General features: G+C 64.0%; 13 protein-coding genes. 5 read left to right on the top strand and 8 right to left on the bottom strand.

Translation table 11 applies throughout. From position 1 onward, the window contains the following. Positions 1-69 precede the first annotated feature (69 nt). The 3 genes from LN996_RS00895 (at position 70) to purM (ending at position 3,314) form a co-directional block, all read left to right on the top strand. Positions 70-402: a hypothetical protein gene (locus tag LN996_RS00895; protein WP_231338322.1), complete on the top strand. Its 333-nt coding sequence runs from the start codon at positions 70-72 to the stop codon at positions 400-402. Positions 403-537: 135 nt separating this feature from the next. Then, on the top strand, positions 538-2,169 hold the full coding sequence (gene purF / locus LN996_RS00900; protein ID WP_231338323.1) for an amidophosphoribosyltransferase: 1,632 nt from the start codon (positions 538-540) through the stop codon (positions 2,167-2,169). Continuing rightward, positions 2,166-3,314 (top strand): phosphoribosylformylglycinamidine cyclo-ligase, encoded by a 1,149-nt coding sequence (gene purM / locus LN996_RS00905; RefSeq protein ID WP_231338324.1) that lies wholly within the window; start codon positions 2,166-2,168, stop codon positions 3,312-3,314. Before purF ends, purM begins: the two co-directional genes overlap by 4 nt. A 234-nt stretch (positions 3,315-3,548) precedes the next feature. Here purM and LN996_RS00910 read toward each other — a convergent pair whose 3' ends face one another. From LN996_RS00910 to LN996_RS00920, 3 genes are all read right to left on the bottom strand, one after another. Beyond that, positions 3,549-4,319, bottom strand: a complete 771-nt coding sequence (locus tag LN996_RS00910) for a VOC family protein (protein ID WP_231338325.1) — start codon at positions 4,317-4,319, stop codon at positions 3,549-3,551. Then, on the bottom strand, positions 4,316-5,098 hold the full coding sequence (locus LN996_RS00915) for a VOC family protein (protein ID WP_231338326.1): 783 nt from the start codon (positions 5,096-5,098) through the stop codon (positions 4,316-4,318). Before LN996_RS00915 ends, LN996_RS00910 begins: the two co-directional genes overlap by 4 nt. A 184-nt stretch (positions 5,099-5,282) precedes the next feature. Continuing rightward, positions 5,283-5,507 carry a DUF3073 domain-containing protein gene (locus LN996_RS00920; protein WP_024818182.1) on the bottom strand — a complete coding sequence of 75 codons (225 nt, stop codon included), beginning with the start codon at positions 5,505-5,507 and terminating at the stop codon, positions 5,283-5,285. A gap of 242 nt (positions 5,508-5,749) precedes the next feature. Between LN996_RS00920 and LN996_RS00925 the strand changes: the two genes are divergently transcribed. After that, positions 5,750-6,595, top strand: coding sequence for a septum formation family protein (locus LN996_RS00925; protein WP_231338327.1), 846 nt, complete (start codon positions 5,750-5,752; stop codon positions 6,593-6,595). A gap of 14 nt (positions 6,596-6,609) precedes the next feature. Here LN996_RS00925 and clpB read toward each other — a convergent pair whose 3' ends face one another. Next, positions 6,610-9,267, bottom strand: a complete 2,658-nt coding sequence (clpB, locus tag LN996_RS00930; protein WP_231338328.1) for an ATP-dependent chaperone ClpB — start codon at positions 9,265-9,267, stop codon at positions 6,610-6,612. A 150-nt stretch (positions 9,268-9,417) separates the two neighbouring features. On the opposite strand from clpB, the gene LN996_RS00935 reads away from it, so the two are divergent. Then, positions 9,418-10,035, top strand: coding sequence for an MSMEG_1061 family FMN-dependent PPOX-type flavoprotein (locus LN996_RS00935; RefSeq protein ID WP_231338329.1), 618 nt, complete (start codon positions 9,418-9,420; stop codon positions 10,033-10,035). A 6-nt stretch (positions 10,036-10,041) separates the two neighbouring features. On the opposite strand, the gene LN996_RS00940 is transcribed toward LN996_RS00935, so the two are convergent. Genes LN996_RS00940 through LN996_RS00955 form a run of 4 tightly spaced genes read right to left on the bottom strand, consistent with a single transcriptional unit; the run spans position 10,042 to position 13,173 of the window. Beyond that, a complete protein-coding gene (locus LN996_RS00940) occupies positions 10,042-11,112 on the bottom strand; it encodes a sulfate/molybdate ABC transporter ATP-binding protein (RefSeq protein ID WP_231338330.1) in 1,071 nt (356 codons plus the stop codon). Beyond that, complete coding sequence (locus tag LN996_RS00945; RefSeq protein WP_231338331.1) at positions 11,109-11,921, bottom strand: ABC transporter permease; 813 nt, start codon at positions 11,919-11,921, stop codon at positions 11,109-11,111. The genes LN996_RS00940 and LN996_RS00945 overlap by 4 nt, the downstream gene beginning before the upstream one ends. Before the next feature lie 38 nt (positions 11,922-11,959). Beyond that, positions 11,960-12,766 carry a molybdate ABC transporter substrate-binding protein gene (gene modA, locus LN996_RS00950; RefSeq protein ID WP_231338332.1) on the bottom strand — a complete coding sequence of 269 codons (807 nt, stop codon included), beginning with the start codon at positions 12,764-12,766 and terminating at the stop codon, positions 11,960-11,962. Further along, positions 12,763-13,173 (bottom strand): molybdopterin-binding protein, encoded by a 411-nt coding sequence (locus LN996_RS00955; RefSeq protein WP_231338333.1) that lies wholly within the window; start codon positions 13,171-13,173, stop codon positions 12,763-12,765. The genes modA and LN996_RS00955 overlap by 4 nt, the downstream gene beginning before the upstream one ends. Positions 13,174-13,335 lie beyond the last annotated feature (162 nt).

The following is a 13,335-nucleotide window of genomic DNA, read 5'->3' on the forward strand; positions in this document are numbered from 1 at the left end:
TAATGCCAATGTTCTTGAAGGACATTGGCATTAACTGTCACTTGGGCGGGGAACGGTAGGCTTTAACGCATGGCTTCAGAGGACACCACCCCCAACTCCGCCCGCCGCGAAATCACGGTTCGCAGGGCACCCAAGTTCGTACCCTTCATGATTCTGGGCGCGGTGGTGGGCGCAATCGTGGCCGCGATCATTGCGTACGGCCGCCAGGCCGACCCCGCCTTCGACGCCGGCACAGTCTTCGGTTTCTTCCTGATCGTCTGCGCCGGCGGCGGCGTGATCCTCTTCTCGATCCTCGCCCTGGTCCTCGACCGCATCAGCATCAAACGCTCGCAGCGGGCCGTGGTGGAAGCCGTGCCGGATTCGGTTCCGGACGAGGGGCCAGAGCACGACGACGTCCGCTAAGCCGGGCGCCCGGCCCACCTCTTTTGAGGGGGGCCAGTGTGATACACGCCGCATTTTTGCAGGAACACGCCCAATACCGGGGTCACATAGGCCGCGAGGGAACTTACCACGGCCACAACATGAGACAATCGACCAGTGGCACGTGGCGACGGAAAACTTTCTCATGATCTTCTCCCCGGCGAAAAAGGCCCCCAGGACGCTTGTGGCGTCTTCGGGGTTTGGGCTCCCGGTGAAGAAGTAGCAAAACTCACCTATTACGGGCTGTATGCGCTGCAGCACCGCGGACAAGAATCGGCTGGTATTGCTACCAGTGACGGCAAGCGCATCAATGTCTATAAGGACATGGGCCTTGTGTCCCAAGTCTTCGATGAGACAACCCTGAATACCCTTACCGGGCACCTGGCCGTTGGCCACTGCCGGTATTCCACCACCGGTGCAAGCCACTGGGCCAACGCGCAGCCAACCCTGGGTGCGACAGCAACCGGCACGGTTGCCTTGGCCCACAACGGCAACCTGACCAACACCGCTGAGCTCCGGGAAATGATCCTTGAGCGCAACGATGGCCAGCTGACCGGTGAAATGAAGCAGGGCAACACCTCTGACACCGCATTGGTGACCGCACTCCTTGAGGGCGAAGAGGGCAAGACCCTGGAGCAGACCGCACTGGAGCTGCTGCCCAAGATCAAGGGTGGCTTCTGCTTCGTCTTCATGGATGAGGGAACCCTCTACGCAGCCCGCGACACCTACGGCATCCGTCCGTTGTGCCTTGGCCGCCTGGACCGCGGTTGGGTTGTAGCGTCCGAGCAAGCCGGCCTGGCCACCGTTGGTGCGAGCTTCATCCGCGAAATCGAGCCCGGCGAGTTCATCGCCATCGACGAGGACGGCGTCCGTTCGCAGCGCTTCGCCGAGGCAACACCGGCTGGCTGTGTCTTCGAATACGTTTACCTCGCCCGCCCGGACGCTGCCATTGCCGGCCGCTCCGTGTACGAGGCCCGCGTTGAGATGGGCCGCCAGTTGGCCCGCGAAAACACGCATGAGGCAGACCTGGTCATTCCCGTTCCCGAGTCCGGTACCCCAGCGGCTGTTGGTTACGCCGAACAGTCGGGTATCCCGTTCGCACACGGCTTCGTCAAGAACGCCTACGTGGGCCGTACCTTCATCCAGCCGTCGCAGACCCTGCGCCAGCTGGGTATCCGGCTCAAGCTCAACGCCTTGGAATCCGTCATCCGCGGCAAGCGCATCGTTGTGGTGGATGACTCGATCGTCCGTGGCAACACGCAGCGCGCCATCGTGCGAATGCTCCGCGAAGCCGGTGCCGCTGCGGTGCACGTGAAGATCTCCTCTCCCCCGGTTCAGTGGCCCTGCTTCTACGGCATCGACTTCGCCTCCCGGGCAGAGCTCATCGCCAACGGCGCCACCATCGAGGAGATCTCCCAGGCAATCGGTGCTGACTCGCTGGCCTACATCTCCGAAGACGGCATGATCGGCGCTACCCAGCAGCCGCGCGAACGTCTCTGCACGGCCTGCTTCACCGGCAAGTACCCCATCGAGCTCCCGCACGCGGACAAGCTGGGCAAGAACCTGCTGGAGCGCACCGACCTTGGCGGCCTGGAACCGGCCGCAGAGTCCGACTCAGTGGACGATTCCGAGGACCCCGCCGAGAAGCCGGGCGCCACGGGTTGCGATCCCGGACCCGACGCCGAATTCGAAAACCTGCTTACCGACGCTGATCGTTTGACCGACGCCGACAAGAAAGAGTCTGTATGAGCTCCGCTACCCCCGCCGCTGAGAACAACTCCGGTATCACCTACGCTTCTGCCGGCGTCGACGTTGAAGCGGGCGACCGCGCAGTCGAACTCATGAAGGGCGCCATCAAGGCGACGCACAACTCTTCGGTGATTGGCGGCGTCGGCGGTTTCGCTGGCCTGTACGACGTCTCGAAGCTCCTGACCTACAAGAAGCCGCTGCTCGCCACCTCCACTGATGGCGTGGGCACCAAGGTTGCCATCGCGCAGGCCATGGACATCCACGACACCATCGGTTTCGACCTGGTGGGCATGGTGGTGGACGACATCGTTGTGGTGGGTGCTGAGCCGCTCTACATGACCGACTACATCGCTTGCGGCAAGGTCGTGCCGGAGCGCATCGCAGACATCGTCCGCGGTATCGCTGCTGCCTGCTCCGTTGCCGGTACTGCCCTTGTGGGTGGCGAAACTGCTGAGCACCCGGGCCTTCTGGGTGAGCACGAGTACGACGTCGCAGGTGCCGCCACAGGCATCGTCGAGGCCGACGCCCTGCTCGGCCCGGACCGCGTCCGTGCCGGCGATGTCGTCATCGGCATGGCTTCCTCCGGCCTGCACTCCAACGGTTACTCCTTGGTCCGCCGCGTCATCAACCACGCCGGCTGGGCACTGGACCGCCAGGTTTCCGAGCTCGGCCGCACGCTGGGCGAAGAGCTCCTGGAGCCCACCCGCGTTTACGCAGCCGACTGCCTGGACCTCGCCCGCGCCTTCCCCGTCACCGGCGGCGCAGCGGTTCATGGCTTCAGCCACGTCACCGGTGGTGGCCTGGCCGCCAACCTGGCACGTGTCCTTCCGCAGGGCCTCGTGGCCACGGTTGACCGCAATACCTGGGAACTGCCCGCGATCTTCAAGCTGGTCTCCGAGCTCGGCAACGTTCCGCTGGCCGACCTGGAGCGCACGCTGAACCTCGGCGTGGGCATGGTGGCCATCGTTTCCGCGGAAGCAGCCGACGCCGCTGTTGCCCGCCTCAACGACCGCGGACTTCCGTCCTGGGTCATGGGTACCGTGTCGGCTGACAGCGACTCGATCGACAAGACCGGGCCGGACTACGTCCAGGGCGCCAAGGGCGTCGACGGCGGGGCTGTCCGTTTGGTGAACGCCTACGCCTAAGCGGTTTATCGCCTCTTAAAGAGAGGGGGGGGGGCCGGGGCACAGGCCCCCCCCCGGGGGTGTGGGTTGTGTAGAGGCGAAGGCGGGGGGGCCCCCCCCGGGGGGGGGGGGGGGGGGGGGGGGGGGGCGCGGGGGGGGGGGCCGGTTGGGACCCCCCAACCCCATAGGCGTTTATCCCCCTTTAACCTCGCGCGCCCGCCCTGCCCAACCCCCCCCGCCCCTCTTTTGCTCTTCCTAGACCTGGATCAGGCTCAGGACTCCGCCTTGTGGGTCCTGGATGGTAGCGAGGGAGCCCGTCTCGGGATGGTCTTCCGCTTCCACCAGGACCTCTCCCCCGGCGGCTGCCGCGGCTTCCACCGCCTTGCGCAGGTCCGCGACAGCAAAGTAGATCTGCCAGCCGGGCTCTTCCCCTTCGCCGGCAGGCACAACGCCGGCCACCTCGTCACCGTTGACCATCAGCGTGCTGTAGCTGCCGCCGTCGTCCTGGGGATATTCGGTGACCTCGTGCGCGAAGAGCTCTTGGAAAAAGCCGACGGCGGCCTGTGGCTCAGGCGTCAACAGTTCAGCCCACGCCAACGCACCGGGCTCGTTGAACAAGTGGCTCCCTCTATGCGTTCCAGCCTGCCAGATTCCAGTGGTTCCGCCGCCAGGTGGTTCGATGAACGCCAGGACCCCAGTGTCCGCGACAGCCTCGGGGCCGAACTGGAGCTTCCCTCCAGCATGGACCGCGTCGTCAGCAATCTCTTCAGTATCCGTAGCCGCGATGTACACGTTCCACTGGCCGTTCGTTCCGGCAGCTTCCTGCATGGGATTCTGCGGGGCGATCACGGCCACCAGCTGATCCTTCACGAAGGCCTGCGCGTAGCTTCGGCCATCCGGCGTGGGCAGGTCCTGGTAGCTCCAGCCGAACACGTGCTGATAGAAATCCTTGGCCGCAGCAACATCCCTTGTCTGCAGGTCCGCCCAGCACGGCTCACCGCTGGCGTACCGCTTCCGTGACGTCATGCTGCGAGGCCAGACATGATGCTAAAGGCTGCACCCGCCGGGTCCATGAGGACTGCCATGCGCCCCACCCCCGGAACGTCAAAAGCCGGTGCAATGACATGGCTGCCCAACTCAACTGCCTGCGCAACCGTGGCATCGATGTCCACCACGTTGAAATATGTCATCCAGAACGGCGACAACCCCTCGATGGGAAGCTTCAGCGCGCCCGCCACAGCCCTCCCGTCCACCAGCAGATTCGTGTATTCCTGCAGGTCCCCCGCAGGCGCCGTGTTGCTGGTGCAGCCAGTGACGGCCTCATAGAAAGCCACTGCCTTGGGGACGTCATTGGTCTGGAGTTCATTCCAAACCATGGTGCCGGGCTCGTTGATCAGGCCCGATCCGGGGTGGTTGCCGGCCTCCCAGAACCCGATCTGGGCTCCGGTGGGATCTGTGGCGAAGAACATACGCCCTGAGCCGTTGGGGACGGAGTCAGGAGGGAACACAAGGGCACCGCCCGCGGCCTCCACACGCCGGGCGGCCTCGTCAGCCGAATCAACTGCAAGGTAGTTTGCCCAATACGAAGGCATTCCTTCTGGAGCATCTGGCAGCTGTTGCATCATGCCGGCGACGTATCGGCCCTTGAGCTTGGCCATGTAATAGGTCATGCCGTTCCCGGCGTCCATGGCGTCCAGCTCCCATCCGAAGAGGTCGCTGTAGAACTTCCTGGAAACGTCAATGTCGGTGGAGGAAAGGTCCACCCAACATGGTGTCCCTTGCTTGTAGCTGTCGGCCTCCGGCATGGTGTTCCTTTCGATGCGCTCGAAACTCCAGCCTACGCAAAAAAGGGCCCTCAGGGTACGCCAATGAATGACGTGCCCTGAGGTCCCTTTTTCAAAGATATACGGCATCCGGAAATGCGCGATGACCTTGAAGTACGATGGCGGTCCGCAACTCAGTGCCTACGGCACCTGTTGGTTGCGACAGCTATCCGATTCGGCGGGTGTCAACCTCGTCGTCATCGTCTTCCGCGTACTTGTCCTCATAAGCCGAATAGTCCGGCTCCGGGGGATCTTCGGGGAAGTGGCTCTTTACACGACTGGACGGACCCGTGAGCTCCCGCTCAAGTGCCGAATAGTCAGTGTTCGGGGAGTAGTACTTAATGTCCCGAGCCTGCTTGGTAGCTTTTGCCTTTTGACGGCCGCGCCCCATGGCGTGACCCCCTTTTGTACTTGGACCGGAGGTGGTCACCTTGGCTATCGGTGAGGCCCCGGAATGTTTGGTCAATTTGTCGTATGTCTAGATTACATGCTTTCAGGGGTGCCTGCGCGCCACCTCAGCCCCGCGTCCAGGCCGACTCCTGCCAAATCCAAGCCCGAACACCTCCCAGGGACCCGAAAATTGGGTAGAGTCTGCCTCAATGCGGCGTCACAGCAGGAAGGCACACCCCGGAAATGAGCCAGGACAACACTCCGCCACGCGATGGTTCACCACGCGACAAGGACGATGATAAGACTCCACCCGCGCCCGAATCGCCACCGCTGGCGGCCGGTGAGCAACCGCCTGCAGCTCCGTGGGCGCCGCCTTCGGGCCTCCAACCGGACCCTGCTCCCGAACTCGACCCTGACTTTGTGCCGGACCCCGCGGCCCAGCCCGATCCCGCCCTACCGCCCACCGAAGCGCAGGCGCCCTCTTATCCCAGCGCTTATCCAGGGCAAGAGGGCCAGCCACCCTACCCGGGCCAGCCGCCCTTCCCGGGCCAGGAGCTGCCCCCGGAAGCCCAAGGCGATCCAGTTAATCGCCAGCGCCTGGTCATCGGCGGCATCGTGGTGGGCGTGCTGGTCCTTATTGGTGTTGTGATCTGGGTGCTGCTCAACCTGCTGGGAGCCCGTCCCGAGGCCACTGTCACCACTCCGAGCGCCACGGCAACCCCGGGACCCCTCCCCCGGGATGCGAATTCCAAAGACTTCCAAGTGGGCGACTGCTTCGCCGACTTTGATCCCAATGCCAGCGAAGCACGGGCCGTCGCCTGCGATACCGAACACTCGGCCCAACTCATTGGAGTGCACGTGTACCCGGGCGACGATTCGTTCCCGGGAACCAATGCCCTGCGGGACAAGGGACGCGAGGTGTGCAAGGCCTCAGTGGCGAATCTCAACGCGGCAGCCGACAACTACGTACTGCTTCAACAGAACGTCTACCCGAGCACCACAAGCTGGGATCGGGGCGACCGCCGCGTTGATTGCTTCATCGTGGTGGACTCAGGAAACTCCATCAAGGAAGACCTCCTCCAGAAGTAGTCCACCAACCCTCGCTATTTCTTACGGACTGTGAGCCCGGCACCCACCGGTATACCGCCGTCGGGACCTGCCAGTGCTTCCAGGCCGTCAATGGTGAGCTCGTCCAGGTCAGCTGCGGTGTCCACCAGCACGGTGTCGCCATCGCTGATCTCGCCCGCAAGGATCTCCTTGGCCAGGCGATCACCGATCTCACGCTGAACCAGCCTGCGCAGCGGCCGGGCGCCGTAGGCGGGGTCGAATCCGGACATGGCCAACCACGCCCGCGCCCCCTCGGTCACCTCAAGGCTCAGGCGACGATCCCGGAGGCGGTTGCTCAGCTCGGCCACGTGCAGCTCCACGATTCGAGCGAGTTCCTCCACGGACAGCGGATCGAAGAGGACGATCTCGTCCAGGCGGTTCAGGAACTCGGGCTTGAACGATGCCTGCACCACAGCCATCACAGCCTCACGCTTGGCTCTGGCATCCATGGTCGGGTCAACCAGGAACTGGCTTCCGGAGTTTGAGGTCAGCACCAGGATGGTGTTGCGGAAGTCCACGGTCCGACCCTGGCCGTCGGTGAGCCGACCGTCGTCGAGGACCTGCAGGAGGATGTCGAAGACCTCCGGGTGGGCCTTCTCAACCTCGTCCAGCAACACCACGGAGTACGGCCTGCGGCGAACAGCCTCAGTCAGCTGGCCGCCCTCCTCATAGCCCACGTATCCCGGAGGGGCTCCCACAAGGCGGGCTACCGAGTGCTTCTCGCTGTACTCGGACATGTCGATCCGGATCATGGCGCGTTCGTCGTCAAAGAGGAAGTCGGCCAAGGCCTTGGCCAGTTCCGTCTTGCCAACGCCGGTGGGACCCAGGAACAGGAACGAACCTGTGGGGCGGTTGGGGTCGCTGATCCCGGCACGGGCACGACGCACAGCGTCGGACACGGCCTGGACAGCCTTTGACTGCCCGATCAAGCGCTTGCCCAGCTCTTCCTCCATGTGGAGGAGTTTCTGGGATTCGCCTTGCAGCATTCGCCCGGCAGGGATACCCGTCCACGCGGAGATGACCTCGGCGATGTCATCGGCAGTCACGTCCTCAGCCACCATGAGCTCGGGCTTCGAATCACTCCGTGCCGATTCCTCCTCAGCGGCGGCGCTCAGTTCCCGTTCCAGGGCGGGCAGCTCGCCATAGAGGATCCGCGACGCCGATTCGAGGTCACCTTCGCGCTGGGCCTTGTCCGCAACCGAACGCAGTTCGTCGATCTTGGCCTTGAGGTCACCGACGCGGTTGAGGCCGGCTTTCTCAGCCTCCCAGCGCGCGTTCAAGGCACTGAGTTCCTCGTTCTTGTCGGCTTTATCCGCGCGCAGGGCAGCCAGGCGTTCCACCGACGCTGGATCGGTCTCGCCCTGCAGGGCCAGCTCTTCCATGGTCAAACGGTCGACGGCGCGGCGGAGCTGGTCGATCTCCTCCGGCGCGGAGTCGATCTCCATGCGGAGCCGGGACGCTGCCTCGTCCACGAGGTCGATGGCCTTGTCCGGCAGCTGGCGGCCGGAGATGTAGCGGTTGGATAGAGTCGCCGCAGCCACAAGGGCGGAGTCAGCGATGGCCACCTTGTGGTGGGCCTCGTAACGCTCCTTCAAGCCACGAAGAATACCGATGGTGTCCTCGACGCTGGGTTCACCGACGTAGACCTGCTGGAACCGGCGCTCCAAGGCAGGGTCCTTCTCGATGTTCTCGCGGTATTCGTCCAGCGTGGTGGCACCGATGAGGCGCAGCTCGCCACGTGCCAGCATGGGCTTGAGCATGTTGCCGGCATCCATGGCGCTGTCCCCCGTGGCCCCCGCACCAACTACCGTGTGGATTTCGTCAATGAACGTGACGATCTGGCCGTTGGAGTTCTTGATTTCCTCCAGCACGGCCTTCAGGCGTTCTTCGAACTCGCCGCGGTACTTGGCGCCAGCCACCATGGAGGCGAGGTCCAGCGCAATGAGCGTCTTGCCCCGGAGGCTCTCCGGGACATCGCCAGCGACCATGCGCTGGGCGAGTCCTTCCACCACGGCGGTCTTGCCGACGCCGGGCTCGCCAATCAGCACAGGGTTGTTCTTGGTGCGGCGGCTCAGGACCTGGACCACGCGCCGGATCTCGCTGTCACGGCCAATGACCGGGTCCAGCTTGCCGGATCGGGCCACTGCAGTGAGGTCTGTACCGAACTTCTCCAAGGCCTGGAAGGTGTTTTCCGGATCCGGAGAGTTGACGTTCCGGTCGCCCCGGACACCCGGCAGGGCAGCGAGCAGCGCTTCATGGGAGGCACCGGCGTCGCGCATTAACTTGCCAACGGCGTCGCTTCCCGCCGAGAGGCCCAACAGCAGGTGCTCGGTGGACACGAAGGAATCGCCGAGCTTGTCGGCTTCGTTCTGGGCGGCCTGGATGGCCTGCATGGACTGGCGCGAGAGCTGTGCCTGCTGGACAGAACTCCCCGAGGAAGAAGGCAGCGCTTTGATGGCCGAACTTGCCTGCACGCTCACGGCGTCCGGATCCGCACCGGTGGCACGCAGCAGGGCCACGGCCACGCCATCACGCTGGTCCATGAGGGCCTTCAAGAGGTGTGCCGGTTCAAGCTGCGGGTTACCGGCAGTTGAGGCGTTCATGGCGGCCGCAGAAAGGGCCTCCTGGCTTTTGGTGGTGAATTTGACGTCCAAAGAGTGCTCCCTTTCTGGAGTTGAACCAATACTTTCAAAGTTGAGTCTACTACGCTCAACTTTGATTTTTGGCCCACTGTGTTCCATGTTTGCCCACGGCGAAACAGGTGTCCAGAGCCACCGTCTTGGCAAGCAGCTTAGGCTGGGGGCATGGACGCCATTTCAAGTGCTGACGAACTCGAAGAATTGATCGGACTGCCGCTTGAACGCGTGCGCCGGAAGGTGCGAACAGCGCTCAGCGATTTCGACAGGCAATGGCTGGCCGCCAGCCCCTTCTGCGTGATCTCGACGACGGACGCACAGGGGCGCGTTGACGCCTCACCCAAAGGCGACCCCGCTGGATTTATCCTCGTCCTGGACCAGCACACTATTGCCATCCCGGAACGGCCGGGCAACAAGCTCGCCTTCGGCTTCCACAACATCCTGGAGAACCCGAACGTCGGCATTCTCTCCGTGGTCCCGGGCCGCACGGATACCCTACGGATCAACGGGACCGCGCAAATTGTCCGCGACGCCGACTTCTTCGACCTGATGGTGGTCAAAGGCCACCGGCCGCGCGCCGCCGTCGTGGTCTCAGTGGAGGAAGTGTTCACGCACTGCGGCAAGGCCTTCATGCGCAGCGGACTCTGGCAACCCGAGACCTGGGAGACCGGCGACCTGCCGAGCATCGCGGTGCTTTCACAGGCCTACACGCAACCGGAGACTCCGCTGGAAGAGCTGGAGACCTATTACGGACCGTCCTACGCGGAGAAGATGTATCGGGAGTAGACAGGCTCAGGCCGGATAGACCGCCACCAGCGCAGACTTGACCACAAACCGCACGTCCATGCCCGGGACAAGTCCAAGGTCGGCGGACGCCGCGGGGGTGATGTCGGCGGACAATGCTTGGGCCGGACCGCCCGCGGCGCGGACCCGGATCTGGTCCCCATGCGGCTCAAGGTCCGTGATGGTGACGGCAAACGAATTGCGGGGGCTTCCGTGCACCTCGCCAAGGAAGACGGAAACGCTCGACGGCGGGAACGCAGCCACGCCTGCCTGTCCGGGCAGGGGTGACCAGCCCGGATCATGCTGGCCGGCGAAAACCCGGCCATCCGGCGTCGTGATTCCCTCCTCGGTGATGGTGCCCGTGACGAGGTTCAGGCCCGCCAAACCAGCTGCGAAGTGGCTCCTGGGCCGTTCAAGGACCTGACGGGTGGGGCCTTCCTCTGCGATCCGGCCCTTTTCCACCACGATGACACGGTCGGCCAGCATGTAGGCGTCCAGGACATCGTGAGTGACGATGATGGCCTTCCGATCCTTCAAAACGCGTTTGAGCACGCGGCGAAGCAACGGTGCCGCATGGATATCGAGGGCGGCCATGGGCTCATCGAGAAGGAGGAGCTCGGGCTCGGCGGCCAAAGCGCGGGCCACTGCCACACGTTGGGCCTGCCCGCCGGATAGTTGCGAGGGCTTTCGGTTGGCCAGGGGCAGGGCGTCCACCTCGGCAAGCCAGTGCTGTGCGGTTTCCCGTGCCGCCACTTTGGAAGCCCCGGCACTTCGCGGACCGAACGCCACGTTGTCCAGGGCGTTCAGGTGCGGAAACAGCAGCGCCTCCTGGGCCAGCAGCGCAGTCCCGCGGAGGTGGGGCGGGCTCCAATGGCGAGTACCGGCGTCGAGGTTGAACAGCTGTTTGTCTGCGATCCGTGCCGAACCGGAATCCGGTCGCAACAGCCCGGAAATCACACCCAGCAAAGTGGATTTGCCCGCACCGTTGGGACCGAGGATGGCCACAGTCTCGCCGTCGGCAAGGCTGAGTGACATGTCGAAGTCCCTGGCGCGGAGGCTGGCTTGCAGTTCGAAGCTCATGCTCGGACCTCCGAAGGTGTGCTGCTGCGCCGGCGACCATAACTGAGCCCCACCACAGCCACCGCGACAGCCACCAGGACCAGGGACAGCGCGACGGCAGCGTCGGCGTCGGTCTCCCGTTGAAGATAAATCTCCAGCGGCAGCGTGCGCGTCACCCCTTCAAGGCTTCCGGCAAACGTCAGCGTCGCGCCGAACTCCCCCAGGCTGCGCGCGAACGACAACACGGCTCCCGACGCCAGCCCCGGCAGGACCAGCGGAAGCGTGACGCGGCGCAGGACCGTGGTGGGTCGGGCCCCGAGTGTCGCCGCGACGGCCTCATATTTGTTTCCAGCTGATCGCAGGGCACCCTCCAAGCTGACCACCAGGAAGGGCAAGGCCACGAACGTTTGGGCCAACACCACCGCGGTGGTGGAAAACGCAATCTGGATGCCCGCTACCTCCAGGGACTTCCCCAGGAGGCCCTGCCGCCCAAACGTGTACAGGAGCGCGATGCCGCCGACGACGGGTGGCAGCACCAGCGGCAAGAGGACGAACGCCCTCAGGAGCCGCTGGCCCCGGAACTCGCTCCGGGCCAGCACCAACGCCAATGGAACTCCCAGCACGACGCACAGCAGAGTACTGGCGGCCGAGGTTCGCAAGCTCAATCCCAGGGCGGCCAGTGAGGATTCGGACGTGATCAGGGGGACGAACTGCGGCCAGTTCACCTTGGCGAGCATTGCCGCCAACGGGAGGACAACCAGGAGTCCACCCACGACTGCAATGGCGTAGATCCAACGCGGGATGCCTTGATAGCCGGTGGCGCTCTTCATGTTCCCCTTACAGCTGTGCGTTCAGTGCCGCAGCCAGGCTACGGTGCGCCAAATCCGGCGTCGCCCAGAACCTTCTTGCCTGCTTCACTGGTGACCGCAGCAATGAAGGCCGCTGCCAGTTCCTTGTTCTGGCTGGAGCTTACCGTGGCGATCGGATACGTATTGACGGCCTTGTCCGACTCCGGGAAGGGCACACCCTTGACCTTATCGCCGGCCCCCTTGATGTCCGTGACGTAGACCAGACCGGCATCGGCCTCGCCCGAGGTGACTTTGCCGAGGACATCGGTCACCGAAGATTCCTCACTGACGGGGGTCAGCGTGATGCCGCTGGCCTTCGCAACCGTGTCTGTTGCCGCGCCGCAAGGAACCTGGCTGGCGCAGGTGACGACTTTAACGCCGGGCTTGGCGAGGTCTGCGAAGGAAGAGATCGACGCCGGGTTGCTGGGCGGCACTGCGATCTCCAGGACGTTGGTGGCAAAGTTCGTAGCGGCACCGTCCAGCAGTTTGGCGTCGGCCAGCTTTGTCATGTTCTTGGTGTCGGCGGAAGCGAAGATGTCGGCAGGAGCGCCCTGGCTGATCTGCGTGACCAGGTCGGAGGAGCCGGCAAAGCTCAGGGTTACCTTGGTGCCGGGGTTCCTGGCTTCGAAGTCCTTGGCCAGTTGAGTAAAGGTTGACTTGAGGGAGGCTGCCGCAAAGACGGTCACTGTTCCGCTCAACTGGGACGTGCTGCCGGTGCTCGATGGTGTTGCGGCGGGTGCCGTGGTGCCGCAGGCCGCGAGCGCGCCGGCCAACCCGACCGCAACCGATATGACCACAATGCTCTTCTTCAGGTGGAGGGTCCTCATATGATGCTCTTTCCCTGCGGAGTTTCGATAATGACGGTGGTGGCCTTAACCACGGCGGTGGCGACTGAACCGAGTTCCAGCCCGAGTTCCCGGACGGCTTCGCTGCTCATGAGGGACACCACCCGGAACGGACCACACTGCAGCTCGACTTGGGCCATGACCTTGTCCGCGGTGATTCCTGTGACCAGGCCGACGAAACGGTTCCGCGCCGAACTTCCCGACCGCGAGGGGTCGTCAGGGAGGTGGGACTGGTCGCGGGCAAGCGTGGCGAGTTCCAATCCGTCCACGGCGAGGCGTCCGGCTGGGTCCTTCTGGGCGGTCAGCGTTCCGTTTTCCGTCCAACGCCTCACGGTGTCGTCGCTGACGCCTAGGAAGCGGGCGGCTTCGGAAATTCGTATTTGCGGCATGGAATGAGTGTAGTTCCGTGTTTGCGGTTCTGATGACTTGTTTGTTCCGCATACGAAATATGACTTGATGCCCGGATTCAAGTTATTGCGCCCCGTCGCACCGGTCAGCATGGGTGCGTCAGGCGCGAACGGCGCGGCCGCCGTCGTACTTCTTTGCGCTAC

It is taken from the genome of Arthrobacter sp. AK01, from assembly GCF_021109375.1.
Lineage (GTDB): Bacteria > Actinomycetota > Actinomycetes > Actinomycetales > Micrococcaceae > Arthrobacter.

Bases quoted from the DNA above. Each gene is read 5' to 3' on its own strand.
- LN996_RS00915 (WP_231338326.1), bottom strand. From the start codon at position 5,098: ATGCCGGAGGCCGACAGCTACAAGCAAGGGACACCATGTTGGGTGGAC.
- LN996_RS00935 (WP_231338329.1), top strand. From the start codon at position 9,418: ATGGACGCCATTTCAAGTGCTGACGAACTCGAAGAATTGATCGGACTG.
- purM (WP_231338324.1), top strand. From the start codon at position 2,166: ATGAGCTCCGCTACCCCCGCCGCTGAGAACAACTCCGGTATCACCTAC.
- LN996_RS00895 (WP_231338322.1), top strand. From the start codon at position 70: ATGGCTTCAGAGGACACCACCCCCAACTCCGCCCGCCGCGAAATCACG.
- LN996_RS00940 (WP_231338330.1), bottom strand. From the start codon at position 11,112: ATGAGCTTCGAACTGCAAGCCAGCCTCCGCGCCAGGGACTTCGACATG.
- LN996_RS00920 (WP_024818182.1), bottom strand. From the start codon at position 5,507: ATGGGGCGCGGCCGTCAAAAGGCAAAAGCTACCAAGCAGGCTCGGGAC.
- modA (WP_231338332.1), bottom strand. From the start codon at position 12,766: ATGAGGACCCTCCACCTGAAGAAGAGCATTGTGGTCATATCGGTTGCG.
- LN996_RS00910 (WP_231338325.1), bottom strand. From the start codon at position 4,319: ATGACGTCACGGAAGCGGTACGCCAGCGGTGAGCCGTGCTGGGCGGAC.
- LN996_RS00945 (WP_231338331.1), bottom strand. From the start codon at position 11,921: ATGAAGAGCGCCACCGGCTATCAAGGCATCCCGCGTTGGATCTACGCC.
- LN996_RS00925 (WP_231338327.1), top strand. From the start codon at position 5,750: ATGAGCCAGGACAACACTCCGCCACGCGATGGTTCACCACGCGACAAG.
- LN996_RS00955 (WP_231338333.1), bottom strand. From the start codon at position 13,173: ATGCCGCAAATACGAATTTCCGAAGCCGCCCGCTTCCTAGGCGTCAGC.